Raw genomic sequence first — 26,944 nt, forward strand, 5'->3', positions numbered from 1 at the left:
CCAGTGCGATTTCCTTGCCGATGCCGCTCGCCGCGCCCGTCACGACCGCGGTCTTGCCATTCAGATTGCTCATGATCGAATCCCTGTTGAAAGAGGAGAAAAAGGAAACCGCGCGGTTACTGCGCGAGGTAATCGTAAATGACTTCGCCGAGATCGAGCGTCAGGTCGGCGATCAGGTGGCGGGCTTCGACGATTTCGAGCACCGGCAGGTCGGCGACCGGCGCGAGCGCGTGCGGCGCGAGCTGCAGCGACGCGGGGCCTGTCCACGCCCCCTTCATCCGGATGTCCTGCAGGTAATAGCGCACCAGCTCGCACACGCGGGGGGAGCCGTCGACGTGCGGAATGATCTTCAGCAGGTAGTTCGCGCCGGCGAGGCGCTTGGCCTGCTCGTCGTTGTCGAGTTCCTTGTGCTTGTAGCCCATCGTGCCCGTCGCGACGCGCACCGGACCGTAGTCGAGCGTACCGAGCAGCGTGTCGATGTGGGTTTCGAGCGTCGGCTGTGCGAGTTTCTTCGGGAAGCCCCACAGTTCGCGGCCGCCGGCGATCGGCGGGTGATCGTTCAGGTACATCGCGAGCGTATAGCCGCCCGGCTGGCCGTTGAACTCGACGGGGATCACCTGACCGCTTTCGGTGTAATCGCCGAAGCCGGTCGAGTCGGGCATGCGGATGAATTCGTAGTGCACGAGCGGTTCGACGACTTTCAGCGGCTCCGGCACGATCTCGCGCAGCCGGTCCATGTCGGTGCGATAGGTGATGATCAGGAATTCCCGATCAACGAAACGGTATGGCCCCATCGGAAACGCGGGGCTGGTGAGGGGCATCGCAAACGCTTTCGACCGGACTTGGCTGGGGTTCATGCGGACTCCTTGTTGATCGCTTCGTTGATGAGCGGTGTCGATATCCTATGCTTCTGTGAATGAATTGTGCGATGCCGCAAGTGGAAAAGATTATTGCTTAAATAGAGATTCTGGACCGACAAATATTGATAATGTTGAGACCATTCCCATGGATTCTTGCCCAGGCATGCATGGTGGCCGCACCGGATGACGGCCGCATGTGCATAGGGTGAGAGTTTTCGGGAGGCCAGGTGAGAGAGTACGGGAATCGATGCGCCGGCGCACCCGGCGGGCCGTCACGATTGCCGTTGAACTTCTGCGGTGCACACGCGTTCAAAGAGGCGCATCGCTATAATTTTCGATTTCCCTTTCAATGCGTCGCGCACCGGTATCGAGCGTTTCGACGTGCGCACGTCGCAGCATCGTGCGAATCGATTTCCCCCGTCTCGCACGGCCCGCTTTCGTCTCTATTTCATGCAGAACTTCAATCTCGCTGTCTTTTCCGCACTCAACGCGGGCGCCAACCCGCATCCCGCCGTTGCCCATCTCGCCGTGTTCGCCGCCCAGTGGCTCGTCTACGCGGTGCCGTTGCTGCTGTTGCTGACCTGGTCGATGGGCACCCACGCCACGCGCCGGCAAACGATCGAGGCGGGGCTGGCCGCCTGTGCGGCGCTCGTGCTGGCCCAGGTGATTTCATTCTGCTGGTATTCGCCGCGGCCGTTCGTGGCGGGCGTCGGTACGCAGCTCGTTGCGCACGCGCCCGACGGTTCGTTCCCGAGCAATCATATGACCTTCATCTGGAGCATCGCGGCCGGCATGCTGCTCGCCGGTACGACGCGCGCGGCCGGTGTCGCGCTGGCGGTCATCGCGGCGATGACCGCATGGGGGCGGATCTATGTCGGCGTGCATTGGCCGCTGGACATGGTGGGCGGCGTGCTGGTGGGCACCGCGGGTGCGCTGGCCGTGCATCTGTACGGCCGAGGGTTGACCGGGTTGTGCGATCGCATCGGCGAAGCGTTGCATGCGACGGTGTTCGGCCGCTTGCATACGCCTTGAGCGCCTGCTGTTTCAGGTTTGACGGAGCCTCCTGCCGCGGGCGGCGCGGATCAGCCCGGCGTTCTGGCGGCGGGCGTTCGCGTGGGTTCGCCGGTGGCGGCAGCGCTGTCCGCATCGGCGCCGCCGTGCAGTTCGGTGCTGTCGTTCGGTAGTCGCTGCACGGCTTCGCGATCGAGCGCGCTGTCCTTGAGGATCGCGCACATCGCGACGAACAGGGCCAGCGCGATCGCGCCGAGGCTGCAATAGCCGGCGATCCGGAGGTTTCGCAACAGGCCTGACGGTGTGCTGTGTCGGGTCATGACGGTGCACCCAGGTATTGAAAACAGGCTTCGCTACGATGCATTGCCGGCGTAGCGGGCTCGCGCGAAGCCCGTGGCGAGCACCACGAGCGCTCCGCTGGCGCCGCCGCCGCCGATGCTGCCGAACAGCATGCCGCGATCGAATCCATCCGCCGTCTGCGCGGCGCCGCCCAGCGCGATCTTGATCAATTCCCCGCCGATGCCGCCGCCGATGATGCCCGCGAGGGTGTTGCCGACGGGCCCGAGGCTGTATTTCTCCAGCAGCGAGGCCGCCACGTTGCCGCCGGTCGCGCCGCTGACGAGTTGAATGATCAGGCCGAGCATCGACATGACGTGTCCTCTTCGACGGTTGGACAGGGGGACGCGGTGCGTGTTCGATCCTTGCTCGGCGTCTTCCCGGGCGGCAACCCGGATGCGGAACGATAGGATCGACGTTTGAACAGGTATAGGACATGCACCGGAGAGATGCAAACCTGCCGGGGGAAAAGGGGATAGATCTGGGTGCCGAACGCCGAACGCCGAACGCCGAACGCCGAACGCCGAACGCCGAACGCCGAACGCCAAACGCCAAACGCCAAACGCCAAACGCCAAACGCCAAACGCCAAACGCCAAACGCCAAACGCCAAACGCCAAACGCGCGGCAGGCGCGTAAGCCTGCCGCGCGTTCGGCGGAGATCAGTCGTCGAGCGATTCGTGGACTGCGACCGCGCCTTGCTTCCAGTAGGCGGCGGCCCGGATGCGCGATTTGTCGACGCCGCGTTCGCCGCACAGATGCTGGCGCACGCCGCGCATCGCCGCCGCCTCGCCGGCGGCCCACACATAGCCGTCGCCGGCAGGCAGCGGCAGGTCGCGCACCGCTTGCAGCAGGGCGCTGTCACCGTTGACGGCGGGCGGTTCATCGCGGCGATGGCGCCACACGACATACAGATCGGCATCGGTCCGGAACTCGACCTGCGCGGAGAAATCGGCGACTTCCAGCACCGCCGCCACGCGGGCACCGGCGGGCAACTCCTCGAGCCGGCGCGCGATGGCGGGCAGCGCCGTGTCGTCGCCGATCAGCAGATGCCAGTCGAAATCCTTCGGAATCACGAACGAGCCGCGCGGGCCGCCGATGCCTAGCGTCTGGCCGACGCGTGCCTGCGCGGCCCATTCCGACGCCGGACCGGGGTGATGCAGCACGAATTCGAGATCGAGTTCGCGCGCGGCGCGATCGTAGCGACGCGGCGTGAAATCGCGCGCGACGGGCTTCGACGCGCCTTCCGGGAAAACGGGGCCGTCCGGCCCGAGCGTGGGCAGCGTCGGTGTTTCCCGGCCGGGCGCCGGGAAAAAGACCTTGATGTGATCGTCGAACGACGCCGACTCGAAATCGTCGAGATCGGGGCCCGTCAGCGTCACGCGCAGCAAGTGCGGCGTGACGGCGGCGACGCGTTTCACCTGCAGCAGGCGGAACTTGAGGGCATGACGGACGCGGACCACCGCGCGGTCGGTTGGGTTGTGCATGTATCGGTTCTCCATGAGCGGCCGGACGGGATGTCAGGCGGCGGGGCTGCCTTCGATGTCGGCGACGGCGCGCCGCAGGATCGCGGCGATGCGGCGCTGCTCGTCGGCGGGGGCGCCACTCTTGCGCATCAGCGCATGTCTGAGCGCCATCTTTGCTTCGACGAAGTCCGGCAGCCAGCCATGGCTTTCGTCGGTCACGTCGCCGGTCTCGCCGGCGAAGGCGCGGCGCATGAATTCCATCTTGCGGCCGAGATGGGTGAGCTTCGCGAACAGCAGATCGACGCGTTCGCGCTGCGCGTCGAGATGGGTCTGACCGGCTTCCGCGAGCGCGTAGCGCTTGCGATTGCCTTCGACCTGCACGGAAACGTAGCCGACTTCCTCCAGGTACGTCAGCGCCGGGTAGACCATCCCCGGGCTCGGTGCGTAGAAGCCGCTCGAACGCGTGTCGAGCGCCTTGATCAGCTCGTAGCCGTGGCTCGGCTGCTCGGCGAGCAGGGCGAGCAGCAGCAACTGCAGGTCGTCGGAGCTGAACTGGCGGCCGCGGGGCAGGCCGTCGTCATCGCCGCCGAAACCGCCGAAGCCGCCCGGGCCGCCGCCCATCCCGCCGGAAAACGGGCCGAAGCCGCGGCGCCCGCCGCCGCGATGGCGGCCGATCGCATGCCAGAGGGCTTCGAATGCGGAACGGTCGCGCCAGTTGAACGGGTCGCGACCTTGATGAGAATGGCAATGAGCATGGGGGTGACGCATCGCAGGGCTCCATCGTGTCGTAAGATGTATCTTAAGATATATATCGAAAGATACAAAGTCAACGTGAATATTAGGGGGCGGAGCGTGGGGTGGGGTGCCGCGATGCGGCGGTCATTTGCATGCTACGGAGGGGACGAGATGCCGGAAAGCGGCTTTCGCTCCCCGTCACGCGATGGGCAAGCGTGCCTTCCGCCGCCTGTTCTTGCCCCTGCATGATTGCCTCTTTATCGCGGGCTCGGATTCCGGGAGCGTCGCCAAGTGGGTTCGGAGTCGCGGGCCATGCGAAGCGCCGCGCGGGATACAAGGCGAGCTTTGCCGGCGGCCGGGACGTATCGTGAGCAAGACTGCCCGGACACGAACATGACGCGCCGGCGGCGATCGAGATGGACAGGATGGTTGCGATGCATCTATCGCGTGTCGTCGGGTTTGACGGAGATCCTTCGCGATAAATTTCGGAATCCTGTCGATAAAAGTCTCCGTTACGACCAGGGTGGATGGAACGACCCGCGACGCGACGACGACAGGGCTGCGCCGGACTACCGCCGCCCATCGACGGGCGAGCGGCAAGCTCAGGGCGGGAGGCCGCATCGCTCTCGACGGCGTGCCCGGCGGAACGGCACGACGCGGGCGAACGCCGCGCGACCGGCGACATACCGCGATGACGCGGGCCTATGCCGAGAGACGTGGTTGGACGCGGTCGAGTCGCACGATCGGCCATCGCCGCGCATCCGGCGCGCCGCGACGAACCGCGAGCCGCCCGGCGCGTTCATTCATCTGTCGTGCGTTTTCAGAATCCGCCAGCCTTCCTCGAGGCCGCCGCGCAATGCTTCCTCCTCCGTCAGCCACTCGGGCGACACGGTTTCGGGAACGGGCAGATCGACGCGCACGTTGTCGCGAAAGAACTGGATTTCAGCCACCCAGGCGCCGCGCGTATTGCGCGCCGACTGAACCCGGATCTCATACTGCCGATAGGTATCGCTTGCCTGCATATGAAATGATTCCTTGCAGTTCGTGAAATATTCGCCGCCGCCGGGACGATTTCCTGCGCCAGCAGCCCGGAATCGCGGCGCGCGGCGCCTTGAGCGGAGCGGGTTTGGCGCGCGCGCGACCTTGCCGCCCGCCCGTGCGCGATCATTGCCGTACCGTCGGCGCATGCGCGGCGGATCACTCAAATGCCCCGATCCGGATCGCGCGGCGCGCCGCTTGAGTGATAGCATGAACGCAAGCTCGGCGAAAGCCGAATCATTCGCATACCGATATATCCGATGCGGGAAGGCCGACCTCGTATCGCGGCGTACGGTGGCACGCATCGTGCAGGCCATCCGTCACGCATGACGGAACAGCATCGTTCGCGCGCATGGCAATGCGCCGGCGCATGGCGCGTAGCCGCCGGCCGAATGTCGTCATTGCAAGGATCAACGAACGTGAGCCTATCCATTTTCCACGATGCGATCGCACGGCAGGCGGTGTCCGCCCAGGCATACGAACTGGCGAGGCAAGCCTATCAAGACGACAGGACGGCGGCCGGGCGGCAGTCCGCCGTGTCCCGGCAGCACAAGGCGGCTGACGCCTATCGCGAAGCCGCGAGGGCCCGCGAAGCCGCGATCGGATGCTGAGCCGGGCCGCGCCGGCGCATTCCCTGTATTTTCGCGAGGGCCGAGATGACACGACAACGGATCGTTGCAATATTCGACAACGCAACGGATGCCGGGAAGGCCAGCCGGGATTTCGACGCGCTTTCCGAGAAGGACGAAGGGTTCCGCATCGAACGCGGTGTGATGGTGCAGAAGGAACCGGCCGGCAAGCTGACCGTGCTCGATACCGAAGTGCGGACGTTCTGCGGTGCGCTGAGCGGTGCGTTGATCGGGATGCTGGGCGGCCCGGCGGCGACCGCCGGGCTGGCCGCCGGCGCGGGAACGGGCGTGGCGGCCACCGCGCTGCTCGACAGCGCATTCGTCGAGTCCGTGTCGGCGCAGCTGCCGCCGGGGAGCGTCGCTTGCATCCTGGAAGCGAAGGAACTGACGCCGTTCTCGGTCGACAACTTCGTCAAGGGCTTTGGGGGAAAGGTTCTGCGCCGCGCGCTGGGCTGATGCGCCGCTGCGGCGGGATCGCCGGCGGCGCGCAACGACTGTCTGGAGGAACGATCTTGAGCATCGATCAAACATACCGGCGATTCCGCATCGCCGCTGCGCTGTCCCCGCTGCCCGGCAACCGGGCGCTCGCGGTCGTCGACGTGACGACGGAAGATCCGGCGCGGATCGGCGATCTCGGCACCGAGCAATTCCTGCAGGTCAGGAAATGGGTGGAGGCGAACGATGCGGATCTGCTGGCGGTTGTCGTGAGCGAATGCAAGGTCGCGATCGACCACTACGCGGACGACGTCGACGATAGCTGAGTACCGCGCAGCACGGAGCCGCGCTCGGAGGCCGCCGCGGAGCGCGTGACCGCATCGACGTTCAGGTGAAGGGGGCGCGGTGGGGTATGCGTGTTGCCGCCGCCGCCATCTATTTCATCGTCATGGCGCGGCACTCGCCCGCCGGGCGCGAAGCGCGCGGCGGCGAGCAAGCAACCGTTCGCGTTACGACGACGCGACCGTGACCGACGCTTCGCTCGTCAGCATCAGGAACGTCAGGCTTTCGCGCAGATAGAGGCGGACGGCCTTGTCGGTGTGGCTCTGATACCCGATCGACAGATCCTGGCCGAGATGCAGCTCGAAATCGCCGCCGCGCGTCGACAGCACGCTGCCGCCGTCGATCGCCGGCGCCCAGATGATGTCGCCGTTGACGATGCGCTTGATGTGCTCGATGACCGGATAGCCCTGGTCGCGCGCCTCGCCGAGCGCGGTGTAGGCATCGGCGCCGAACAGGACCGAGTACGGGCCGTCGACGCCCGCGAGCCGCAGCGCTTCGAGCGCATTGCTGATCGCGTTCGGATAGTCGGCGACGTTCGCCGGCAGTTCGAGCTTCGCGTTCGACGAACCTTCGCGGATGCCGATGATACCCGCCGCCTTGTAGCCGTCGAAGATCGCGCGATCCTCCGCGTATGCGAGCGCCTTCGCCGCGTCCTTCGCGGGCTGCCAGTCGGAATCGTTCGCGCCGCGCTCGACGTCGTCGATCGCGTCGCGCTGCAGTTCGAACGGCACGGTCAGCTCGACCACCGCGCGGAATTCGCGCAGCTTCGCACCGACGCCTTGCTGCGGCGCCGTGACCGTCTTCTGGTGGCCGGTACCGACGCCCGCGAGATCGGCGCCGCCGGGCCCCTTCACATCGACCACGCGGCGCCCTGCGATGGAGCGCTTGAAGGTCCGCGCGACTTCTTCCTCGATCTGTTCCCAGGCGGCATGGGAGATGGGGGCGAGTGAGCGATGCAGATTATTCATATTGACGCGTTCCTTTGAGAGAGCCGATGTTCAGCGTGCCGTCGACGGGCGGCGCGGCGGGAGCGGCCGCGCCGGCGTCGGGCGCGGGGAGGCGCTCGGCGAGCGCTTCCAGCAGCGTCGCCGACGGCACGAAGAACAGGCCGCCCGTCACCGCGCGGCTGTAGTCGAGCAGCCGGTCGTAGTTGCCGGGCGGACGGCCGACGAACATGTTTTCCAGCATCTGTTCGATCGGCGCGGGCGAGCGCGCGTAGCCGATGAAGTAGGTGCCGAACTCGCCCGAGCCGGGCCGGCCGAACGGCATGTTGTCGCGCAGGATTTTCACTTCGGTGCCGTTCTCGTCCAGTGTGGTCAGCGAGCTGTGCGAGCAGCTCGGCTTGACCGCTTCGTCGAGTTCGATGTCGGAGAGCTTGGTGCGGCCGATGATGCGTTCCTGCGTTTCGACGGACAAGGCGTTCCAGCCCGCCATGTCGTGCAGGTATTTCTGCACGATCACGTAGCTGCCTGCTTCGAACGCCGGATCCTCGTCGCCGATCAGCGTGAAATGGCGCGCTTCGCGGCCGGCCGGATTCTCGGTGCCGTCGACGAAGCCGACCATGCTGCGCTGGTCGAAGTAGCGGAAGCCGTGGATCTCGTCGACGACCGATACCGCGTCGCCGAGGCGGCCGAGCAACTGGGTGGCGAGTTCGAAGCAGAGATCCATCGCTTCCGCACGGATGTGCAGCAGCAGGTCGCCGGGCGTCGCGACGGCGACGCGCTCGCCCGTGCCGACTTCGCGGAACGGATGGAGCGCGGCCGGCCGGGGCGCGCCGAACAGCGTGTCCCATGCGGCGGCGCCGAAGCCGCACACGCATGACAGGTTGCCGGCCGGCACGCGCTTGCCGACGGAGCGGACGAGCGCGGCGACGTCGCCGCACCACGCGCGCACGGTGTCGGCATGCGCGTCGCCGGCGGCGAGCGTCGCGACGATGAAGATCGCGCTGCGGGAGATGGGCGTATCGACGGCTTGGGATTCGGGGGCGTCGTTTTGCATCGGATCGAAGTGGGCTATCCGTGGTCAGCCCGTCAAAACAGCGATGGGCGACGTGAGGAACGTAAAAAATACCGCCTGATCGGGCAGCTTGGCGGGGGATCTGTATTGGCGACGGCAGCCGGTTGTACAGGAGGTCGACCGGACGATTGTATGCGCTCGTCCCGATTCCGTGAAGGACGTGCCTCCCGGCCGCGCGCAAACGGCGGACATCGATGTTCCGCCGTGCGTCAGGGGAACCTGGCGAGGCGATGAAGGGGCGCGCCCGATGCGATCCCGTCGGCACGCATCCGTCGATTTCGGCGGGGATGGCCGCAACGGCGGCATTGACGACGCATGGCGATGTGTCTCGAACGTGACAATCGATGTGCGCTGTCGTCCATTCCGATCCGATCCCTATCGCGAGGCGTTTGCGTGACGCAGCGGGCGATGCATGCGGACGATTCGACCGAACCTGCCGGATCGCATTCGGCAAGACGGTTCGACCGAACGGCGGCGCGCATGGCGGCGCCGATGGCGAAGCGGCATGGATACGCCGTCCACGCGAGGCTCGCGCAGTACGCGGCCAAGTCGCCGCGCCCGTCAGCCCGATGCGGCGGCTACCGCAACTGAACCGCCGCCAAAAACAACACCATGCTGCCGATGGCCCCATCGAGCACGCGCCATGCCACCGCGCGTTTGAACCACGGGGCGAGCAGCCGCGCGCCGTAACCAAGCCCGAGAAACCACAGCGCGCTGACCGTCATCGCGCCGATCGCGAATGCCAGCCGTGCGCCTGCCGGCTCGCGAGCGCCGGCCGTGCCGATCAGCAGGAACGTGTCGAGATAGACGTGCGGGTTGAGCCACGTGAAGGCGAGCGTCATCAGCACGATCGGCCATGCGCGCTGCACCGGCGGCGCGGCGGCGGTACCGTCCGCGTCGAGCGCGTCGTGATGCGGCCGGAACGCGCGGCGCAGCGCGTTGATGCCGAACCACGCGAGATAGGCCAGCCCGACATACAGCACCGCATGCACGAAGGTCGGATAGCGTTCGACCAGCACCGATGCGCCGCCGACGCCCGCGCCGATCAGGATCATGTCGGACAACGCGCACAGCAGCACGATCTTGCCGACGTGCGAGCACATGATGCCCTGCCGGAGGACGAACGCGTTTTGCGCGCCGATGGTGACGATGAGCGACGCGCACAGCGCCGCGCCGTGAGAGAAGGCGATCCAGTTCATGAGTTCTGCGGGGAGGGAAGGTGGACGAATCCAGCGAGTCGGGCTAGTCTGCGGTTTTCATAAGAATAAGAAAAGCTAAATTACCTAATGCCGATTAAGGAATTCTAATGTTGGACTACGCGTTGCTCGATGCGCTTGCCGCCGTGATCCGCCAGGGCTCGTTCGAACGGGCCGCGAAAGAACTGAATGTGTCGCCTTCGGCGGTGTCGCAGCGGGTGAAACTGCTCGAGGAGCGGGTCGGCAGCGTGCTGGTGAAGCGCGGCCAGCCCTGCGTCGCGACGACATCCGGCGCGCTGCTATGCCGTCATACGGAGCGGGTGCAAATGCTCGAGGCGGAGCTGTCGGGGCGGATGCCCGCGCTGCCGGGCGCGCTGGCCGGCGCGTGGCCGACGCTGCGGGTGGCGGTGAACGACGATAGCGTCGCCACCTGGTTCATCGACGCGGTGGGGCCGTTCTGCGCGGAGAGCCGCACGCTGCTGGATCTGGTCATCGACGACCAGGACTACACCGCGGAGCGGATTCGCGACGGCAGCGTGCAGGGCGCGGTGACCGCGCAGGCGGAGCCGATCCAGGGCTGCCGCTCGACGCGGCTCGGCCGGATTCGCTATCGGGCGGTCTGTTCGCCCGAGTTCTTCGAACGCTATTTCAGCGCGGGCCTGAATCGCGAAGCGCTGCGGCATGCGCCTTGCGTGATGTTCAATGCGAAAGACGGCCTGCAGGCGCGCTTCATCCGGCGCGTGACGCGCGCGGATCTCGATCCGCCGCGGCACTGGATTCCGCACGTCGCCGGCTATCTGCGCGCATGCGAAACGGGGCTCGGCTGGGGGATGTGTCCGGACCGGATGATCGAGCGGCAGCTCGCGGCGGGCGAGCTGATCGATCTCTCGGAGGGCCGGTCGATCGACATCGAGCTCTATTGGCAGAGCTGGCGTCTCGCGATCGGCTGGCTCGACGATTTCAGCGCCGCGCTGAAGGCGCGCGCGGCGTTGTTGCTCGATTGACGGCGGCTTGAGCCGGCGGCGTCACAGTCGCTGCAGCGCGTCGAAATCGACAATGCGGACGACACGCCCCTGCATTTCGATCAACCCGCGCTTCTGGAATTTCGACAGCGTGCGGCTGACCGTTTCGAGCGTCATCCCGAGATAGCTGCCGATATCCTCGCGCGTCATGCGCAGGTTGAATTCGGCCGCCGAATAGCCGCGCTTCAGATAGCGCGACGACACGTCGAGCAGGAAAGCCGCGACGCGTTCTTCCGCGTTGAGCGAACCGAGCAGCATCGTTTGCGACGTTTCGCGGACGATCTGCTCGCTCATCAGCTTGTGCATGCGCAGCTGCATCGTGCCGGCTTCCGAGCACAGCGATTTGAGCGCGCTGTACGGAATCACGCAGACGGAGCTGTCCTCGAGCGCGACGGCGGTACGCGGATGCGCATCGTCGCAGATCCCGTCGAGGCCGAGCGCTTCGCCGGCGAGGTGCAGCCCGGTGACCTGCTCGCGGCCGTCGTGACGCGTGGCGACGGTCTTCAGCGAGCCGGAGCGTACCGCGTACAGGTTGTCGAACCCATCGCCTTCGCGAAACAGCGTTTCGCCGCGCCGCACCGGCCGTGCCGCGCAGATCACCGCTTCGAGGCGGATCAGCGCGTCGGGCGCGAGCCCTTGCGGCATGCACAGATGCCGCATCGCGCACGTGGAGCAATGGGCGGTCGGACGCGGTGCCCACGTACCGGCGGCATGGACGGAAGCGCAAGGGCGGGCGGCGACGGGCGTTAGCATGATGGCTGGACTCTGACGTGGAATCGACGCAACCATTGTCCCACCGCAAAACCGCGCCGTTGAGTGACAAAACGCCGCGATGCGGCGCGCGGTCGCGGCGCGGCGAATCGCCCTGTCGCGGCGCGGCGCCGCTCGACGATCAGCTTTCCTGATCGTTCGCGTGCGCGGCGGACGGAATCAACAGTACCGGCAGCGTTGCCTGACGCACGCACTGCTCGGCGACGCTGCCGAGCACGAGCCGCTTGAAGCCGCGGCGGCCGTGCGTGCCGAGCACCACCAGGTCGGCGCCGAAGGCCTTTGCACCGTCGAGTATCAAGGACGAGACGTCGGCCAGCGACGACGCTTCGTCGAGCTTCATCTCACCCTTCACGCCCGCCGCCTTCATCTGCTGAGCGAAGTCCTTCGAGAGATCGTTGCCTTGCGCGACGAGCTGGTTGTGCAGCACGGACGGATCGTAGCCCGGCACGTTGTAATAGATCGCGGCATTCTCGACGACGTAGTACGGCTGCAGTTCCGCGTCGTTGGACCGGGCGAGCGCGAGCGCCGCCTCGAATGCATGGCGCGAGGTTTCGCTGCCGTCGACTGCCACCAGGATGCGTTTGTACATGATGTCTCCGTGACGAGGTTGGGATCGGGCCGGCCGTGCGGCCGATACGGGAGGCGTTGCGTCCGGGCAGAGTAAACGATTGCCGGGGAGCGTGCAGCGAGTCAGATCAAGCCGCATGCGATGAATCGGTTTGTTACCATGCCCGGCGAAGCGGAATGGGGTGCGTCCCGCCGGCCTGACGGCGCCGCCGTGCGGTATGGTCCGGCGCAACACGGTTCCGTTCCATCGCCGCCGCTCCGAAGGCGGCGACGCGCAACGTGCGAAGGAGAGTGAATGAACGATCACAGCCGGCGGTATCCCGATCCGTCGATCCGGATCCTCGATCCGCGGTTCGAGGCGCTGCGCGTTGCCTCGGCGTCCGTCGAATGCCTTTATCAAGGAACCCGCTGGTCCGAGGGGCCGGTATGGTTCGGCGACGGACGCTATCTGTTGTGGAGCGACATCCCGAACGACCGGATGCTGCGCTGGGACGAACCGAGCGGCGAGGTCCGGGTGTTCCGTCAATCGTCGAATCATGCGAACGGCAATACCCGCGATCGGTCCGGACGGCTCGTGACTTGCGAGCATCTGACCCGCCGCGTGACCCGCACCGAATACGACGGCGCGATCACCGTGCTTGCCGACCGCTTCGAAGGCAAGCGTTTCAATTCGCCGAACGACGTGATCGTGAAGTCCGACGGCTCGATCTGGTTCACCGATCCGGGGTTCGGTATCGAGAGCTTCTACGAAGGGGAGAAGCAGGCGTCGGAGATGCCCGAGCGGGTCTATCGGATCGATCCGCACAGCGGCGCCGTCACGATGGTGGTCGACGATGCGCGCGGCCCGAACGGGCTGGCGTTCTCGCCGGACGAGTCGACACTGTACGTCGTCGAATCGAAAGCGCGGCCGCGCACGATCCGCGCGTATGTCGTCGCGAGCGACGGCCGGTCGGTCGGCCGCGGCCGGACGCTGATCGATGCGGGCGCCGGGACGCCGGACGGTTTCCGCATCGACCTGCACGGCAATCTGTGGTGCGGCTGGGGGATGGGTACGGACGAACTGGACGGCGTGCGCGTATTCACGCCGCAAGGCGAAGTGCTCGGCCATATCGCGTTGCCCGAGCGCTGCGCGAACGTCTGCTTCGGCGGGCGGCACCGGAACCGGCTCTTCATGGCGGCGAGCCACGGCCTGTACTCGCTTTACGTGAACACGCAAGGCGTGCCGGGCGGTTGAGCGGGGCGCGAGCGGGCGCCCGCTGCCCGCCGGTCAATACCCGACGCGAAACACCCGGCCCGTCTCCGCGCCGTTGACGCTGCGGCTGAACGCCAGCGCGGCGCGGCTGACCGGCACCGCCTGGTGCCCGCGGAAGAACTCGCCGTAAGCGCCGAGCGATTCCTCGAAGACGGTCGGGCTGACGACGTTGATCCGCAGCCCGCGCGGCAGTTCGACGGCCGCATTGCGCACGAAGCCCGCCAGGGCGGCGTTGACGGCGGCCGCGTTGGCGCCGCCGTGGAACAGCGCGTCGCCGATGATGCCGCTCGTCAGCGTGAACGAGCCGCCCGCATTCAGGCGGTGTTGTCCCGCGAGCACCAGGTTCACCTGGCCGAGCAGTTTGTCCGCGAGACCGCTCGCGAACTGTTCGCTGTCGGTCTCGCCGAGCGCGCCGAAATGCACCGACCCCGCGGCCGCCACGACCGCGTCCACCGGCCCCACCGCGTCGTACAGCCGCTGCACGCTGCCGAAGTCCTTCAGGTCGACCCGGACGTCGCCGTGCGAGCGCCCGGCCGAGATGATTTCATGGTGTTGCCGCAGCGCCGCGGCGATCGCGCTGCCGAGCGTGCCGGCGGCGCCGACGATCACGATTTTCATGCCGAATCCCAAAGATTGAACGATGGGGCGATTGTCGTCGCGCGACGCGGGCCGAACAAGCCGCATCGCCGATCGGGTGTTGAAACCCACGGTTTCGAATCGCCGCCGCGCCGCCGCCGCTGGGCGGCCGCGCTCAGCGCGGAATCGGCGCGAGCTCGAAGATGCGCGCGGGGCGCCGCGGATGGCTGGGCCAGTGCTCGCGTCCGCGCGGGCGGTAGGCCGGCTCGTCGTCCTCGGGCCGCCCGGGCGGTGCGGCGTCGAACCCCTTGTCGATCACCATGTAGCCGGCGCGCAGCGCGACCCTCGGGTGATTGCCGCCTTCGCGGCTGTCGAATCCGGCGAAACCGTCGGGGGTCTCGGGCATCGCGTTGACGAGCGACGCATTGCTCGTCGTGATCTGGTCCGGGGAGATTGTGCCGCTCGCATGACGGGCGGCTTCGCGGTTTTTGCCGTCGGTGTCGACGGTGCTGTCGTGGCCGGCGTCGTTGTGGAGTTCGGCGCTGCGCGACGCGGGAAGCGTCGTGCGTGGTGACGGAGACATCGTGGTGCTCCTCGCGGCGAGCGCGGCCCGGACCACAGCAAAACCCGTTCCGGGGACGACGGGAAAAGGCGCGCGGGCGGACGCCGCCGCCGCGCCGCGCGCTCCAGTATCCGCATCATTTATTTCAACTAGAAGGCACGATTTCTACAGAGTATGATTCTTTTCCAGTGAGGCCGCATGCGCTGCTCCGAGCATGCGGTTTCCGCCCGCACAGGGCCCCGCGGCACCCTTAACGGACGGGTAGTGAAGAAGAAAGTAAGGGACTTAAGGTGGGCGGACTCATGCACTCAATGACTACGGCTTTCACGCATCGCGGTTATCTGCTGAACTGCGCGCCGGCGCGCGCCAACGACGGGTCTTTCCAGCCTTACGTCGTCATTTCCCGATCCAGCGACGGCGAGCTCGTCGCGAATCGGTTCTTTCCGTCCGATCTCCATTTCAACGACGAGGATGCTGCGGTCGCGCATGCGCGCGACTGGGCCGTGCGCTGGATCGATGCGAGCAGCATGACGATTTAGCGTGCGGGGCGTTACGCCCCGCTTTCCGCTGCGGCGGCCAAAACGCGGTAATCTTGCGGAACCCGTCACTTTTATCAGCGGCCGTGCACCAAGACGCGGCCGCTTGCCTTTACCCATGCCGAAATCGCCTGTCCGAAACTGGGGTCTCGACCAGATCGTCACCGAGTTGCGCGAGTCCCGCGAACAGCTGCACCGTACCCGTCATCCGCTCGGCATTCGCGAGCTGCCGTCGCGCGATGCGATCTGCAAGATTGTGACCGGGCTGCGCGCGTCGCTGTTTCCGACCCACTACGGCGCGCCCGACCTGACGGATGAAAGCGTCGATTACTACGTCGGGCATACGCTCGAAAGCACGCTGCGCCTGCTGGCCGAACAGATCCGCCGCGCGCTGCCGTTCCTGCCGGAGCATGCGGACACGCCGTCGGCCGAGCTCGACGAACGCGCGTTCGAGATCGCGCGCGAGTTCGGCACGCAGCTGCCCGCGATCCGCGCGCTGCTCGTCAGCGACATTCAGGCCGCGTACGCCGGCGATCCGGCCGCGCAGCACATCACCGAGATCCTGCTGTGCTACCCCGGCGTGTTCGCGATGATGCACCACCGGCTCGCGCACGCGCTGTACCGGGCGGGCGTGCGGCTGCTCGCGCGGTTCATCAATGAAATCGCCCATTCGGCGACCGGCATCGACATCCACCCCGGCGCGCAGATCGGCCCGAGCTTCTTCATCGATCACGGCACGGGCGTCGTGATCGGCGAGACGGCGATCATCGGCGAGCGCGTGCGGGTGTATCAGGCGGTCACGCTCGGCGCGAAGAGCTTCCCGGCAGACGGCGACGGCGCGCTCGTGAAGGGCAACGCGCGTCACCCGATCGTCGAGGACGACGTGGTGATCTACGCGGGCGCGACGATCCTCGGCCGCGTCACGATCGGACGCGGCTCGGTGATCGGCGGCAACGTCTGGCTCACGCACAGCGTGCCGGCCGCCAGCAGCGTCTCGCAGGGGAAGGTTCGCGAAGGCGACAGGACCGACCGGGACTGACCGGGCGCGATGCGCGGGTCAGCGCGGGCCGGCCGGCGAGCGGTGCTTGTACAGCACGTCCTGGTCGACGCGGATCAGGTTCTGTCCCGCATCCACGACGAAGTCGACGCCGTTGTACGCGGCGCCCGCGAGCATCAGGATCGCACCGGCGACGTCGTCGGGACCGGCGATGCGCCCGAGCGGCGTCGATGCGCGGCTCGCATGTTCGAAGTCCGCCTGTGTCTGGTCGTCGCTCGGCAGCATCAGCCCCGGGAATACGGCGTTCACGCGCAGCACCGGGCTCGCCGACAGCGCGAGCATCTGCGTCAGGTTGCCGAGCGCGGCCTTCGCGACCGTGTAGCTGAAATGGTCGCGGTGGAAGTTTTCCTTGATCTTCTGGTCCACCACGTTGACGACGACGCCCTGCGCGCCCGCCGCCTTCGCGCGCTCGTAGTACGCGCGGGTCAGGAGGATCGGCGCGCGGCAGTTGACGGCCCACGCATTGTCGAACGCGGCGAGGTCGAAGCTCGGGAAGTGGTCCTGCCAGAACACCGACGCGTTGTTGACCAGCACGTCGAGCCGCCCGAACCGTTCGTACACGGCATCGACGAGGCGCACCACCGCGTCCGCATCCGCGAGATCCGCCTGCAGCGCGATGGCGTCGCCGCCCTGCGCGCCGATGTCGCGCACGGTGGCCTCGGCGGCGTCGGCGGAGCGGTCGTAGTGGATCGCGGTGCGATAGCCCCGTGCGCTGAAATGGCGGGCGAAGGCCCGGCCGGCCCGGCGCGCGGCGCCGGTCACGAGGACGACGGGCGTATCCGCCCGGTTCACGCTTGACTGCATTTACGTATTCGTCAGGTTGACGCCCGAAGGGTTGGACACGATCGACAGGAATTCGCGGCGCGTCGCGGTATCGGTGCGGAACGTGCCGAGCATGCGCGACGTGACCATCTCGACGCCGGGCTTGTGGATGCCGCGCGTCGAGATGCACTGATGCGCCGCTTCGAGGATCACGCCGACGCCCTTGGGCTGCAGCACGTCGAAGAGCGTATCGGCGATCTGCACGGTCATCTTTTCCTGGATCTGCAGGCGCTTCGCGAACGCGTCGACGAGGCGTGCGAGCTTCGAGATGCCGACGACGCGGTGATTGGGCAGATAGGCGACGTGCGCGCGCCCGATGATCGGCACCATGTGGTGCTCGCAGTAGCTCTCGAAGCGGATGTCCTTCAGCACGATCATCTCGTCGTAGCCGTCGACTTCGCTGAAGGTGCGCGCGAGGATGTCGCGCGGTTCGAGCGCGTAGCCCGCGAAGAATTCCTCATAGGCACGCACCACGCGCGCGGGCGTGTCGAGCAGCCCTTCGCGCGCGGGATCGTCGCCGGCCCAGCGCAGCAGCACGCGGACGGCGGCCTCTGCTTCGTCGCGGCTCGGGCGTTCGACGCCGACAGCGGTGGCGGGGGCCGGTTTGCGGGCCGACTTGCCGGTCGCCGCACCCGATGTTTTTCCTTTAGCCATGCCTGGACTCCTGTGAGGCGGGCCGCAACGATCGCGGCCAAAACGACCATTGTTTCATGGTTTCGGCCGGTGCGCGCGGCACCGAGGCGCGCGGCGCCTGTTCATTTCGGCCATTCGTCGAGCGCATCGTTGAAGAGCCCGGCGACCACGCCGCGCAGCCATGCGATGCGCGGATCGTTGTGGAACTTGCGATGCCAGTGCTGGCGCAGATCGAAGCGCGGCAGCGGCAGCGGCGGCTCGACGAGCGTGATCGACGCATGTTCGGCCGCATACGCGTAGCCGATCGCGTGCGGCACGGTGGCGATCAGGTCGGTGCGGCTCAGGATGAACGGCAGGCTCATGAAGTGCGGCGTTTCCAGCACCGCGCGGCGCTGCAGCCGCCGCTTCGCGAGATGCTTTTCGAGCACTTCCTGGCTGCGGCCTTCGGCGCGCACGACCGCATGGCCGCACGCGAGGAACTGATCCAGCGTGAGCGGCCGAGCAGCGAGCGGGTGCCCGCGTCGCATCAGGCAGATGAACCGGTGCGTGAACAGACGCTGCTGGAAGAAGTTGCCGCCGCCGAGATCGGGAAAGTAGCCGATCGCTAGATCGACGTCGCCCGCTTCGAGGCCGCGCTCGACATCCGCGTGCGGCAGCGACACCGAGCGCAGGTTCGCGCGCGGCGCGCTGCCGGCGAAAGCCTGCAGCAGGCGCGGCAGGAACACGATCTCGCCGACGTCGGATAGCGCGATCGAAAACGTGTCGGTGCTGGCGGCGGGATCGAAGTCGCGCGGCGCGCCGAGGCCGCGCTCGATCTGCGCGAGCGCTTCGCGGGCCGATGGCAGCAGCGCCAGCGCGCGCGGCGTCGGCTCCATGCCGCGCGACGTGCGCACGAACAGCGGATCGTCGAAGTACGCGCGCAGCCGTCCGAGCGCGGTGCTGACGCGCGGCTGGCTGACGCCGAGCAGGTCGCCCGCGCGGCTGACGTTGCGGGTTTCGTCGAGCGCTACCAGGTACGGGATCAGGTTCAGATCGAGTTCAGACATGGCCGGGTCACTATGCGAAATGCGTATACAACTTATCCGCTTAATCGCGTTGCCGCATAGTCGGGAAAGCGCTGACAATCGTTTCACTATTCGAATCAATGTTCAGGAGACGAACAATGCGCACCCAGGTCGCCATCATCGGCGCCGGCCCGGCCGGACTGCTGCTTTCCCATCTGCTGCGCCGGCAAGGCGTCGATTCGATCCTGATCGAAACCCGTTCTCGCGAGTACTGCGAGAACCGCATCCGGGCCGGCGTGCTCGAGCAGGGCACGGTCGATACGCTCAACGAAGCCGGCCTCGGCGCGCGGATGCGCCGCGAAGGACTGGTGCACCACGGCATCGAACTGCTGTTCGACGGGCAGCGCCACCGGATCGACCTGAGCGCGCTGACGGGCGGCCGGGCGATCACCGTCTACAGCCAGCACGAAGTGGTGCGCGACCTGATCGCGGCGGGCGTGGAGCACGGCCACGCGCTGCATTTCGACGTCACGGACGTCGCGCTGCACGACGTGGCGGGCGAGCATCCGGCCGTCACCTTCAGGCATGCGGACGGCCGCGCGGCGCGCATCGACTGCGACTACATCGCCGGTTGCGACGGCTTTCACGGGATCGCGCGCCAGACCATTCCGGCGGAGCGGCTGCGGACCTTCGAGCGCGTCTATCCGTATGCATGGCTCGGCATCCTCGCCGACGCCGCGCCGTCGCTCGACGAGCTGGTCTATGCGCATCACGAACGCGGCTTCGCGCTGTTTTCGATGCGCTCGCCGACCGTGACGCGCCTCTACCTGCAGTGCCGGCCCGACGAGCCGCTCGACGCGTGGCCGGACGCCCGGATCTGGGACGAGCTGCGCACGCGTTTCGGCAACGATACCGGCTGGACGCCGGCCGAAGGCCGCATCACGCAGAAGAGCGTGACGCCGATGCGCAGCTTCGTGTCGGAGACGATGCAGTACGGGCGGCTGTTCCTCGCGGGCGACGCGGCGCACATCGTGCCGCCGACCGGCGCGAAGGGGATGAACCTGGCGGTGGCCGACGTGCGGACGCTGTCCCGCGCGCTGGGCGCGCGCTATCGCGACGGCGACTCCGCGTCGCTCGACGCGTATACGTCGACCTGCCTCGAGCGCGTATGGCGCGCCGAGCATTTCTCGTACTTCATGACCAACATGCTGCACCCGAGCGCTGACGACACGCCGTTCGTCAACCGCCTGAAGCTCGCCGAGCTGAAGTACGTGACGCGCTCGGCCGCCGCCGCGCAATCGCTCGCGGAGAACTACGTCGGGCTGCCGTTCGGCGATGCGCCGGCCTCCGGCATGTCCCGCCTTGACAACGCGCTGCACGCAACCCTATGATCGCCGCATCGTTCGCTAATCGAATCTGAGTTCGAATACCGAACAAATTGGATCAAGCAATCGATCCGGTACGGCGCGCTTCACGGCAGTCCGGCGCGTTCTTCATCGATTCGCCGCGTCATGCGACGCGGGTTCGCATCAGGAACAGACATGGTCAACAAGATTTACGACTCCCTCCAGGCGGCGGTGGTCGACGTGCACGACGGCGCGACGATCATGATCGGCGGCTTCGGCACGGCCGGCATGCCGGCGGAACTGATCGACGCGCTGATCGCGCAGGGCGCGCGCGACCTGACGATCGTCAACAACAACGCCGGCAACGGCGAAACGGGCCTCGCCGCGCTGCTCCAGGCGAAGCGGGTGCGCAAGATCATCTGCTCGTTTCCGCGTCAGGCCGACTCGCAGGTATTCGACGCGCTGTACCGCGCGGGCGAGATCGAGCTGGAACTGGTGCCGCAGGGCAATCTCGCCGAGCGCATCCGCGCGGCGGGCGCCGGGATCGGCGGCTTCTTCTCGCCGACCGGCTACGGCACGAAGCTTGCCGAAGGCCGGGAAACCCGCGTGATCGACGGCCGGCACTATGTGTTCGAGACGCCGATCCACGCCGATTTCGCGCTGGTGAAGGCGTTCAAGGGCGATCGCTGGGGCAATCTCGTGTACCGGAAGACCGCGCGCAATTTCGGCCCGGTGATGGCGAGCGCCGCCCGCACGACGGTCGTGCAGGTGTCGGAAGTCGTGCCGCTCGGCGCGCTGGATCCCGAACACATCGTGACGCCGGGCATTTTCGTCCAGCGGATCGTCGAGGTGCCGCAAGCCGCGCACGCGGCCGAGCTGGCCGCGGAACGCGCGGCACGGGCCGCCTGAGCAAGCGAGGAGAACACCATGAAACGACTGACCCGCGATGAAATGGCGCAGCGCGTCGCCCAGGACATTCCCGAAGGCGCTTACGTGAATCTGGGCATCGGCGTGCCGACACGGGTGGCCAACCATCTCGACGCGAGCAAGGAAATCTTCCTGCACAGCGAGAACGGGTTGCTCGGCATGGGCGCCGCGCCCGCGCCGGGGCAGGAAGACGACGAACTGATCAACGCCGGCAAGCAGCACGTGACGCTGCTGACGGGCGGCGCGTACTTTCATCACGCCGATTCGTTCGCGATGATGCGCGGCGGCCATCTGGACTACTGCGTGCTCGGCGCGTTCCAAGTGTCGGCGCACGGCGATCTGGCGAACTGGCATACCGGCGCGCCCGACGCGATTCCGGCCGTGGGCGGCGCGATGGATCTCGCGATCGGCGCGAAGCAAGTGTTCGTGATGATGGAGCACCTGACCAAGCAGGGCGAGAGCAAGATCGTCGCGCAGTGTTCGTATCCGGTCACGGGCGTGCGCTGCGTCGACCGGATCTACACCGATCTCGCGGTGCTCGATGTCACGAGCGACGGGCTGGCCGTGCGCGAGATCTGCGCCGATATCCCGTTCGACGAACTGCAGAAGCTGACCGGCGTGCCGCTGATCGACGCCACGCGCGCCGCCGTGGCGTGACCCGGCGCGGTTCCCCGCGCGCCGTTCGCGGCCGCGCAGGGAGCAGCGTCCGGATGGACAATAGGCGCATCCCGACCCCTCCATTGAAGCCATGCTAGAAGACAGCGCCCGCCTGACCACCCTGATCTGCGGCACCGAGCCGCTCAACCGGATCTGGTCGCCGCACGCGACGTTGCAGCGGATGCTCGACGTCGAGGCGGCGCTCGCGCGCGCGCTCGCCGCGCACCGGGTGATTCCGCCCAGCGCGGTCGCGCCGATCGAGGCGGCGTGCGACGCCGCGCAGCTCGACGCCGACGCGTTGGCGCGCGACGCCGCGCTCGGCGGCAATCTGGCGATTCCGCTGGTGAAGCAGCTGACCGCGCGCGTGAAGGCGGTCGATGCCGACGCGGCCAAATACGTGCACTGGGGCGCGACGAGCCAGGACATCATCGATACCGGCACCGTGCTCCAGCTGCGCGACACGTTCGATCTGCTCGATCCGACGTTGCGCGACGTCTGTGCGTCGCTGGCGGCGCTGGCTCGCGCGCATCGCGCGACGCCGATGATCGGCCGCACGTGGCTGCAGCAGGCGCTGCCGATCACGTTGGGTTTCAAGTTCGCCCAGTGGCTCGATGCGCTGCTGCGTCATCGCGACCGTCTGGCCGCGCTGCGCGCGACCGTGCTGGTGCTGCAGTTCGGAGGCGCGGCGGGCACGCTCGCGAGCCTGCGCGAGCAGGCGCCGCAGGTCGCGGGCACGCTGGCCGGCGACTTGCGGCTGATGTTGCCGGCGGTGCCGTGGCACACCCAGCGCGACCGCATCGCGGAAACCGCCGCGTACTTCGGGATGCTGATCGGCACGCTCGGCAAGATCGCGCGCGACATTTCATTGCAGATGCAGACCGAGGTCGGCGAGCTGGCCGAACCGGCGGCGGCGGGCAAGGGCGGATCGTCGACGATGCCGCACAAGCGCAATCCCGTCGGATGCGCGGCCGTGCTGACGGCCGCCGTGCGCGCCCCCGGGCTGGTCGCGACCGTGTTCGCCGGAATGGTGCAGGAACACGAGCGCGCGCTCGGCGGCTGGCAGGCCGAGTGGGATGCGCTGCCGGATCTCGCGCGGCTCGCGGGCGGCGCGCTGGCGCAGATCGCCTCGATCGTCGGCGGTCTCGATATCGACGCGGCGCGGCTCGCGGCGAACCTCGATCTGACCCGCGGGCTCGTGCTTGGCGAAGCGGTGATGCTCGCGCTCGGCGACAAGATCGGCCGGCTCGACGCGCATCATCTCGTCGAGCAGGCGTCGAAGGCCGCGGTGCGCAGCGGCCGCCCGCTGCACGACGTGCTCGCCGCCGACCCGAACGTGGCGGCGCACCTGACGCCCGACGCGCTGCGGCGTCTGCTCGATCCCGCTCACTATGTCGGCCAGGCGCAGGCTTGCGTCGACGCCGTGCTCGCGCGTCACGCGAGCCTGAACCCAGGAGACCTTTGATCATGCCTTTCGCTTCAGTCAACGGCGTGCAGCTGCATTACCGGATCGACCGCGCGGCCCGCGCGGATGCGGACTGGCTGATTTTCTCGAATTCGCTCGGCGCGGACCTGTCGATGTGGGCGCCGCAGGCGAGCGTGCTGACGTCGCACTTCAACCTGCTGCGCTACGACACGCGCGGGCACGGTCATTCCGATGCGCCGGCCGGCGCGTACACGGTCGATCAACTGGCCGGCGACGTGCTCGGCCTGATGGATCACCTGGATATCGCGCGCGCGCATTTCTGCGGGATCTCGATGGGCGGACTGACGGGTGCCGCGCTGGCCGCGCGCCATGCGTCGCGGATCGATCGCGCCGTGTTGGCGAATACCGCCGCGAAGATCGGCTCGCCCGAGGTATGGGCGCCGCGTGCGCGGAAGGCACGCGCGGAAGGGATGACGGCGCTCGCCGATGCGGTGCTGCCGCGCTGGTTCACCCCCGCGTTCTTCGCGCGCGAGCCGCGTCTCGTCGACGTGATTCGCGACGTGTTCAACCACACCGATCAGAACGGCTATGCGGCGAACTGCGATGCATTGAACGCGGCCGACCTGCGCGAAGAGGTGAAGGCGATCGGGCTTCCGGTGCTGGTCGTGACCGGCGCGCACGACGTGTCGACGCCGCCCGACCAGGGCCGCGCGCTGGCGGAGGCGATGCCCGGTGCGCGCCACGTCGAATTCGACGCCGCGCACATCTCGAACATCGAATGCGCCGACGGTTTCAACCGTGCGCTGCTCGACTTCCTGACCGCCTGACGCGGAGACCCACGATGAACGACGATCAACGCTACGAAGCAGGGATGCAGGTGCGCCGCGCGGTGCTGGGCGACGCGCATGTCGACCGCTCGCTCGCGAACCGCACCGAGGCGACGACGGAATTCCAGAACCTGATCACGCGCTACGCGTGGGGCGAGATCTGGACGCGCGACGGCCTGCCGCGCCATACGCGCAGCCTGCTGACGATCGCGATGATGGTGGCGCTCAACCGCGCCGAGGAGCTGGCGCTGCATCTGCGCGCGGCCAAGAACAATGGCGTGACGCGCGACGAGATCAAGGAGGTGCTGCTGCAGACCGCGATCTACTGCGGCGTGCCGGCGGCGAATTCCGCGTTCCACCTGGCCGACAGGATTTTCAGCGAAGAAGACGCGGCCTGAACCCGAGCGGGCCGCCCGTATCCGGCACCGGCGCGCGAGCGCCGGGCGCCGCTGCCCCGACCCGCGCCGGCAACGTACCGGCGGGGCACGCATCCGCGTTGACACGACACCACCTGGAGACAAGCATGACCGATCTGGCGCGCACGCTCGACGTGCAGCAGTTCATCGACGAACGGCGTTTCTCGCCGTATCAATGGCTCATCCTCATTCTGTGCTTCCTGATCGTCGCGGCCGACGGTTTCGATACCGCCGCGATCGGCTTCGTCGCACCCGCGCTCGGCGCGGAATGGCACGTGACCAAGGCCGCGCTCGGGCCGGTGATGAGCGCCGCGCTGGTGGGCCTCGCGCTCGGCGCGCTGACCGCCGGCCCGCTCGCCGACCGGATCGGCCGCAAGCGCGTGCTGATCGGCTCGGTGATTCTGTTCGGACTGTTCAGCATCGGCTGCGCGTTCGCGCAATCGGTGACCGAGCTGGCCGTGCTGCGCCTGTTGACGGGCCTGGGCCTGGGCGCCGCGATGCCGAACGCGACGACGCTGATGGCCGAATACGCGCCCCACGCGAAGCGCTCGTTCCTGGTCAATACGATGTTTTGCGGCTTTACGCTCGGCTCGTCGGCGGGCGGACTGGTGGCCGCGGCGCTGATTCCGGAGCACGGCTGGCGCAGCGTGTTCGTCGTCGGCGGCGTGGCGCCGCTCGTGCTCGGCGCGCTGCTGCTGCTCGTGCTGCCGGAGTCGATCCGATTCATGGTGTTGCGCGGCGCGCCCGGAGAGCGCATCGCGGCGGTGCTGCGCCGGATCGCACCCGGCACGTCGTTCGACAATGTGCGCTTCGTGCTGCCCGAGGATCGCGGCGAGCAGAAGCAGACGGGCGGCGCGGTGGTGCTGTCGCCGCGTTACCGGACCGGCACGCTGATGCTGTGGGTGACGTACTTCATGGGATTGCTGGTGTATTACCTGCTGACCAGCTGGCTGCCGACGCTGATTCGCGACAACGGCTTCACGGTGCGGGAAGCCGCGCTCGTGACCGCGCTGTTCCCGCTCGGCGGCGGGATCGGCGCGATTGCGTGCGGCTGGCTGATGGACCGCTTCGAGCCGCATCGCGTGATCGCGGTCACCTACGTGCTGACCGGGCTGTTCGTGTGGCTGGTGGGTCTGCAGGCCGGCCATCTGGCGCTGCTGGCGACCGTGGTGTTCGTCGCGGGGGTGTGCATGAACGGCGCGCAGTCGTCGCTGCCGGCGCTCGCGGCGGCGTTCTATCCGACCAGCGGGCGCGCGACGGGCGTTGCGTGGATGCTGGGCGTCGGCCGGTTCGGCGGGATCCTCGGGGCATTTTCGGGCGGGCTGCTGCTGCAGGCGCAGCTCGGATTCAGCACGATTTTCTCGATGCTGGCGGTGCCGGCGCTGGTCGCGGCCGGCGCGCTGCTGGCGAAGCGCTCGGCGGCGCAGCGCGATGCGTCGGCGCATGCGCCGACGCGGGCCGCATAACCCGGAGCAAAGGGCGGCGGGCGCCCCTATTCCTCCGCGTCGTGGGTGCTGACGAACGATCTCAGATACGCGCGCAGTGCCGCTTCGCGGCCGCGATGGTCGGCGGTGTTCGGCGCTCCCATCCGGTCCTCGTCGCCGAACAATCCGGACGGAGCACCGTAAGTGCCCACTTCGGCATGTTCGCGCAGGATCCGGATGTCATGCGTATCGGGATGATATTCGGCGATCCAATGCAGGCCTTCGATGTGTTCGCCTGCCCTCAGCACTGCCTTCATCGGCGTTCTCCCGGCCGGAGCGGATTCGCACGAGAGCGAACCGGCGCCCGGAAGGAGAGCGTACGCCTCGGCGCGCGCGATCACAACGGGCGCGATCGCGGCGGCGCGGTTCGTCAGTGGGAGGCGAGTTTCGCGATCAACGGATACAGCGACAGGACGAGCAGGACGGCCATCGTCACGTTGAATGCGCGCAGCCAGCGCGGGTTCGACAGGAAGCCGCGCAGACCCTGGCCGAACGCGGCCCACAGGCTGACGCACGGAAAGCCGACCAAGATGAATACGACGGACATCCAGACGGCATTGCTGCCGTAGTCGGCGGACAACTGGATCGTCGTGGCGGCGGTGAGCACCATCATCCATGCTTTCGGATTGACCCACTGGAACGCGATGGCCTCGACGAAGGTCATGGGGCGCGCTTTGCCCTGATTGGCGCGCACCTGGCCCGACGTGCCGATCTTCCAGGCCAGATACAGCAGATAGAGGACGCTGGCGGTTTCGAGCACGGCATAGAGCAGGGGCCAGCGCTTGAACGCTTCGCCGAGGCCGAAGCCGACCGACAGCATCAGGATCGCGACGCCGAGGCTGATGCCCAGCATGTGCGGCAGCGTGCGGCGGTAGCCGAAATTGACGCCCGATGCGAGCAGCATCGTGTTGTTCGGGCCGGGGGTGATCGTGGTGACGAGCGCGAACAGCATGCCGGCGGGCAGCGCGCTCAGGGTGGCAAGCTCCATGGTGCTTCTCCA

The 26,944-nt window shown here is 67.5% G+C and carries 33 protein-coding genes; 15 read left to right on the plus strand and 18 right to left on the minus strand.

The features are described from left to right. Window positions 1–116: 116 nt before the first annotated feature. A complete protein-coding gene (locus RZR99_RS28920) occupies window positions 117–857 on the minus strand; it encodes an acetoacetate decarboxylase (protein WP_323123201.1) in 741 nt (246 codons plus the stop codon). Between the two features lie 453 nt (window positions 858–1,310). Here RZR99_RS28920 and RZR99_RS28925 point away from each other — a divergent pair, with 453 nt between their 5' ends. Further along, entirely contained in the window at window positions 1,311–1,892 is a 582-nt protein-coding gene (locus RZR99_RS28925; RefSeq protein WP_323123202.1) for an undecaprenyl-diphosphatase, read from the plus strand. Between the two features lie 50 nt (window positions 1,893–1,942). On the opposite strand, the gene RZR99_RS28930 is transcribed toward RZR99_RS28925, so the two are convergent. The 5 genes from RZR99_RS28930 to RZR99_RS33425 all read right to left on the minus strand — a co-directional run bounded on the left by RZR99_RS28930 (window position 1,943) and on the right by RZR99_RS33425 (window position 5,749). Beyond that, the gene (locus tag RZR99_RS28930; protein WP_323123203.1) at window positions 1,943–2,191 is read right to left on the minus strand and encodes a hypothetical protein; all 249 of its coding nucleotides are present in this window, start codon (window positions 2,189–2,191) and stop codon (window positions 1,943–1,945) included. 33 nt (window positions 2,192–2,224) lie between these two features. Further along, window positions 2,225–2,521 (minus strand): hypothetical protein, encoded by a 297-nt coding sequence (locus tag RZR99_RS28935; RefSeq protein WP_323123204.1) that lies wholly within the window; start codon window positions 2,519–2,521, stop codon window positions 2,225–2,227. Window positions 2,522–2,867: 346 nt separating this feature from the next. Then, window positions 2,868–3,692, minus strand: coding sequence for a siderophore-interacting protein (locus tag RZR99_RS28940; RefSeq protein WP_323123205.1), 825 nt, complete (start codon window positions 3,690–3,692; stop codon window positions 2,868–2,870). Window positions 3,693–3,725: 33 nt separating this feature from the next. Then, a complete protein-coding gene (locus RZR99_RS28945; protein ID WP_407655519.1) occupies window positions 3,726–4,439 on the minus strand; it encodes a PadR family transcriptional regulator in 714 nt (237 codons plus the stop codon). A gap of 770 nt (window positions 4,440–5,209) precedes the next feature. Beyond that, window positions 5,210–5,749, minus strand: coding sequence for a DUF6566 family protein (locus RZR99_RS33425; protein ID WP_407655520.1), 540 nt, complete (start codon window positions 5,747–5,749; stop codon window positions 5,210–5,212). A 114-nt stretch (window positions 5,750–5,863) separates the two neighbouring features. Here RZR99_RS33425 and RZR99_RS28955 point away from each other — a divergent pair, with 114 nt between their 5' ends. The 3 genes from RZR99_RS28955 to RZR99_RS28965 are packed head-to-tail and all read left to right on the plus strand — an operon-like array spanning window position 5,864 to window position 6,834. Next, window positions 5,864–6,055, plus strand: coding sequence for a hypothetical protein (locus tag RZR99_RS28955; RefSeq protein ID WP_323123206.1), 192 nt, complete (start codon window positions 5,864–5,866; stop codon window positions 6,053–6,055). 45 nt (window positions 6,056–6,100) lie between these two features. Continuing rightward, the gene (locus RZR99_RS28960) at window positions 6,101–6,529 is read left to right on the plus strand and encodes a DUF1269 domain-containing protein (RefSeq protein ID WP_323123207.1); all 429 of its coding nucleotides are present in this window, start codon (window positions 6,101–6,103) and stop codon (window positions 6,527–6,529) included. Between the two features lie 56 nt (window positions 6,530–6,585). Beyond that, window positions 6,586–6,834, plus strand: coding sequence for a hypothetical protein (locus RZR99_RS28965; RefSeq protein WP_323123208.1), 249 nt, complete (start codon window positions 6,586–6,588; stop codon window positions 6,832–6,834). A gap of 183 nt (window positions 6,835–7,017) precedes the next feature. Here RZR99_RS28965 and RZR99_RS28970 read toward each other — a convergent pair whose 3' ends face one another. The 3 genes from RZR99_RS28970 to RZR99_RS28980 all read right to left on the minus strand — a co-directional run bounded on the left by RZR99_RS28970 (window position 7,018) and on the right by RZR99_RS28980 (window position 10,065). Then, complete coding sequence (locus RZR99_RS28970) at window positions 7,018–7,818, minus strand: family 1 encapsulin nanocompartment shell protein (protein WP_323123209.1); 801 nt, start codon at window positions 7,816–7,818, stop codon at window positions 7,018–7,020. Further along, window positions 7,811–8,848, minus strand: a complete 1,038-nt coding sequence (locus RZR99_RS28975; protein WP_323123210.1) for a Dyp-type peroxidase — start codon at window positions 8,846–8,848, stop codon at window positions 7,811–7,813. Before RZR99_RS28975 ends, RZR99_RS28970 begins: the two co-directional genes overlap by 8 nt. Window positions 8,849–9,444: 596 nt before the next feature. Beyond that, the gene (locus tag RZR99_RS28980; RefSeq protein WP_323123211.1) at window positions 9,445–10,065 is read right to left on the minus strand and encodes a LysE/ArgO family amino acid transporter; all 621 of its coding nucleotides are present in this window, start codon (window positions 10,063–10,065) and stop codon (window positions 9,445–9,447) included. A 107-nt stretch (window positions 10,066–10,172) separates the two neighbouring features. Between RZR99_RS28980 and RZR99_RS28985 the strand changes: the two genes are divergently transcribed. Then, window positions 10,173–11,066, plus strand: a complete 894-nt coding sequence (locus RZR99_RS28985) for a LysR family transcriptional regulator ArgP (protein WP_323123212.1) — start codon at window positions 10,173–10,175, stop codon at window positions 11,064–11,066. Between the two features lie 21 nt (window positions 11,067–11,087). Here RZR99_RS28985 and fnr read toward each other — a convergent pair whose 3' ends face one another. Beyond that, a complete protein-coding gene (gene fnr, locus RZR99_RS28990) occupies window positions 11,088–11,837 on the minus strand; it encodes a fumarate/nitrate reduction transcriptional regulator Fnr (protein ID WP_323123213.1) in 750 nt (249 codons plus the stop codon). 139 nt (window positions 11,838–11,976) lie between these two features. Beyond that, entirely contained in the window at window positions 11,977–12,444 is a 468-nt protein-coding gene (locus tag RZR99_RS28995; RefSeq protein ID WP_323123214.1) for a universal stress protein, read from the minus strand. A gap of 273 nt (window positions 12,445–12,717) precedes the next feature. Here RZR99_RS28995 and RZR99_RS29000 point away from each other — a divergent pair, with 273 nt between their 5' ends. Continuing rightward, entirely contained in the window at window positions 12,718–13,656 is a 939-nt protein-coding gene (locus tag RZR99_RS29000) for an SMP-30/gluconolactonase/LRE family protein (RefSeq protein ID WP_323123215.1), read from the plus strand. 33 nt (window positions 13,657–13,689) lie between these two features. Here RZR99_RS29000 and RZR99_RS29005 read toward each other — a convergent pair whose 3' ends face one another. Further along, window positions 13,690–14,292 (minus strand): short chain dehydrogenase, encoded by a 603-nt coding sequence (locus tag RZR99_RS29005; RefSeq protein WP_323123216.1) that lies wholly within the window; start codon window positions 14,290–14,292, stop codon window positions 13,690–13,692. A gap of 133 nt (window positions 14,293–14,425) precedes the next feature. After that, window positions 14,426–14,833 (minus strand): DUF3005 domain-containing protein, encoded by a 408-nt coding sequence (locus RZR99_RS29010; protein WP_323123217.1) that lies wholly within the window; start codon window positions 14,831–14,833, stop codon window positions 14,426–14,428. 281 nt (window positions 14,834–15,114) lie between these two features. Here RZR99_RS29010 and RZR99_RS29015 point away from each other — a divergent pair, with 281 nt between their 5' ends. Both RZR99_RS29015 and epsC read left to right on the plus strand, forming a co-directional pair. After that, window positions 15,115–15,351 carry a hypothetical protein gene (locus tag RZR99_RS29015; protein ID WP_323123218.1) on the plus strand — a complete coding sequence of 79 codons (237 nt, stop codon included), beginning with the start codon at window positions 15,115–15,117 and terminating at the stop codon, window positions 15,349–15,351. A 115-nt stretch (window positions 15,352–15,466) separates the two neighbouring features. Further along, window positions 15,467–16,387, plus strand: coding sequence for a serine O-acetyltransferase EpsC (gene epsC / locus RZR99_RS29020; RefSeq protein ID WP_323123219.1), 921 nt, complete (start codon window positions 15,467–15,469; stop codon window positions 16,385–16,387). Between the two features lie 18 nt (window positions 16,388–16,405). Here epsC and RZR99_RS29025 read toward each other — a convergent pair whose 3' ends face one another. The 3 genes from RZR99_RS29025 to RZR99_RS29035 form a co-directional block, all read right to left on the minus strand. Then, window positions 16,406–17,209 (minus strand): SDR family oxidoreductase, encoded by an 804-nt coding sequence (locus RZR99_RS29025; protein WP_323123220.1) that lies wholly within the window; start codon window positions 17,207–17,209, stop codon window positions 16,406–16,408. Continuing rightward, entirely contained in the window at window positions 17,210–17,881 is a 672-nt protein-coding gene (gene folE / locus RZR99_RS29030) for a GTP cyclohydrolase I FolE (protein ID WP_323123221.1), read from the minus strand. It lies immediately after the preceding gene. A gap of 101 nt (window positions 17,882–17,982) precedes the next feature. Then, the gene (locus RZR99_RS29035) at window positions 17,983–18,906 is read right to left on the minus strand and encodes a LysR family transcriptional regulator (RefSeq protein ID WP_323123222.1); all 924 of its coding nucleotides are present in this window, start codon (window positions 18,904–18,906) and stop codon (window positions 17,983–17,985) included. Between the two features lie 116 nt (window positions 18,907–19,022). Between RZR99_RS29035 and pobA the strand changes: the two genes are divergently transcribed. The 7 genes from pobA to RZR99_RS29070 all read left to right on the plus strand — a co-directional run bounded on the left by pobA (window position 19,023) and on the right by RZR99_RS29070 (window position 25,926). Then, entirely contained in the window at window positions 19,023–20,255 is a 1,233-nt protein-coding gene (gene pobA, locus RZR99_RS29040; protein ID WP_323123223.1) for a 4-hydroxybenzoate 3-monooxygenase, read from the plus strand. A 150-nt stretch (window positions 20,256–20,405) separates the two neighbouring features. After that, on the plus strand, window positions 20,406–21,119 hold the full coding sequence (locus tag RZR99_RS29045; protein ID WP_323123224.1) for a 3-oxoacid CoA-transferase subunit A: 714 nt from the start codon (window positions 20,406–20,408) through the stop codon (window positions 21,117–21,119). An 18-nt stretch (window positions 21,120–21,137) separates the two neighbouring features. Then, window positions 21,138–21,794, plus strand: coding sequence for a CoA transferase subunit B (locus RZR99_RS29050; protein WP_323123225.1), 657 nt, complete (start codon window positions 21,138–21,140; stop codon window positions 21,792–21,794). A 91-nt stretch (window positions 21,795–21,885) separates the two neighbouring features. Continuing rightward, window positions 21,886–23,256, plus strand: coding sequence for a 3-carboxy-cis,cis-muconate cycloisomerase (locus RZR99_RS29055; RefSeq protein WP_323123226.1), 1,371 nt, complete (start codon window positions 21,886–21,888; stop codon window positions 23,254–23,256). A gap of 2 nt (window positions 23,257–23,258) precedes the next feature. Next, on the plus strand, window positions 23,259–24,044 hold the full coding sequence (gene pcaD, locus RZR99_RS29060; protein WP_323123227.1) for a 3-oxoadipate enol-lactonase: 786 nt from the start codon (window positions 23,259–23,261) through the stop codon (window positions 24,042–24,044). Window positions 24,045–24,058: 14 nt separating this feature from the next. Further along, window positions 24,059–24,442: a 4-carboxymuconolactone decarboxylase gene (gene pcaC, locus RZR99_RS29065; protein ID WP_323123228.1), complete on the plus strand. Its 384-nt coding sequence runs from the start codon at window positions 24,059–24,061 to the stop codon at window positions 24,440–24,442. Between the two features lie 125 nt (window positions 24,443–24,567). Continuing rightward, entirely contained in the window at window positions 24,568–25,926 is a 1,359-nt protein-coding gene (locus RZR99_RS29070; RefSeq protein WP_323123229.1) for an aromatic acid/H+ symport family MFS transporter, read from the plus strand. Window positions 25,927–25,952: 26 nt separating this feature from the next. On the opposite strand, the gene RZR99_RS29075 is transcribed toward RZR99_RS29070, so the two are convergent. Together RZR99_RS29075 and RZR99_RS29080 are read right to left on the minus strand one after the other, a co-directional pair. Next, window positions 25,953–26,201, minus strand: coding sequence for a hypothetical protein (locus tag RZR99_RS29075; RefSeq protein WP_323123230.1), 249 nt, complete (start codon window positions 26,199–26,201; stop codon window positions 25,953–25,955). Window positions 26,202–26,314: 113 nt separating this feature from the next. Continuing rightward, entirely contained in the window at window positions 26,315–26,932 is a 618-nt protein-coding gene (locus RZR99_RS29080; RefSeq protein ID WP_323123231.1) for a LysE family translocator, read from the minus strand. Between the last annotated feature and the right edge of the window lie 12 nt (window positions 26,933–26,944).

It is taken from the genome of Burkholderia alba (assembly GCF_034721475.1).
Taxonomy (GTDB): domain Bacteria; phylum Pseudomonadota; class Gammaproteobacteria; order Burkholderiales; family Burkholderiaceae; genus Burkholderia; species Burkholderia alba.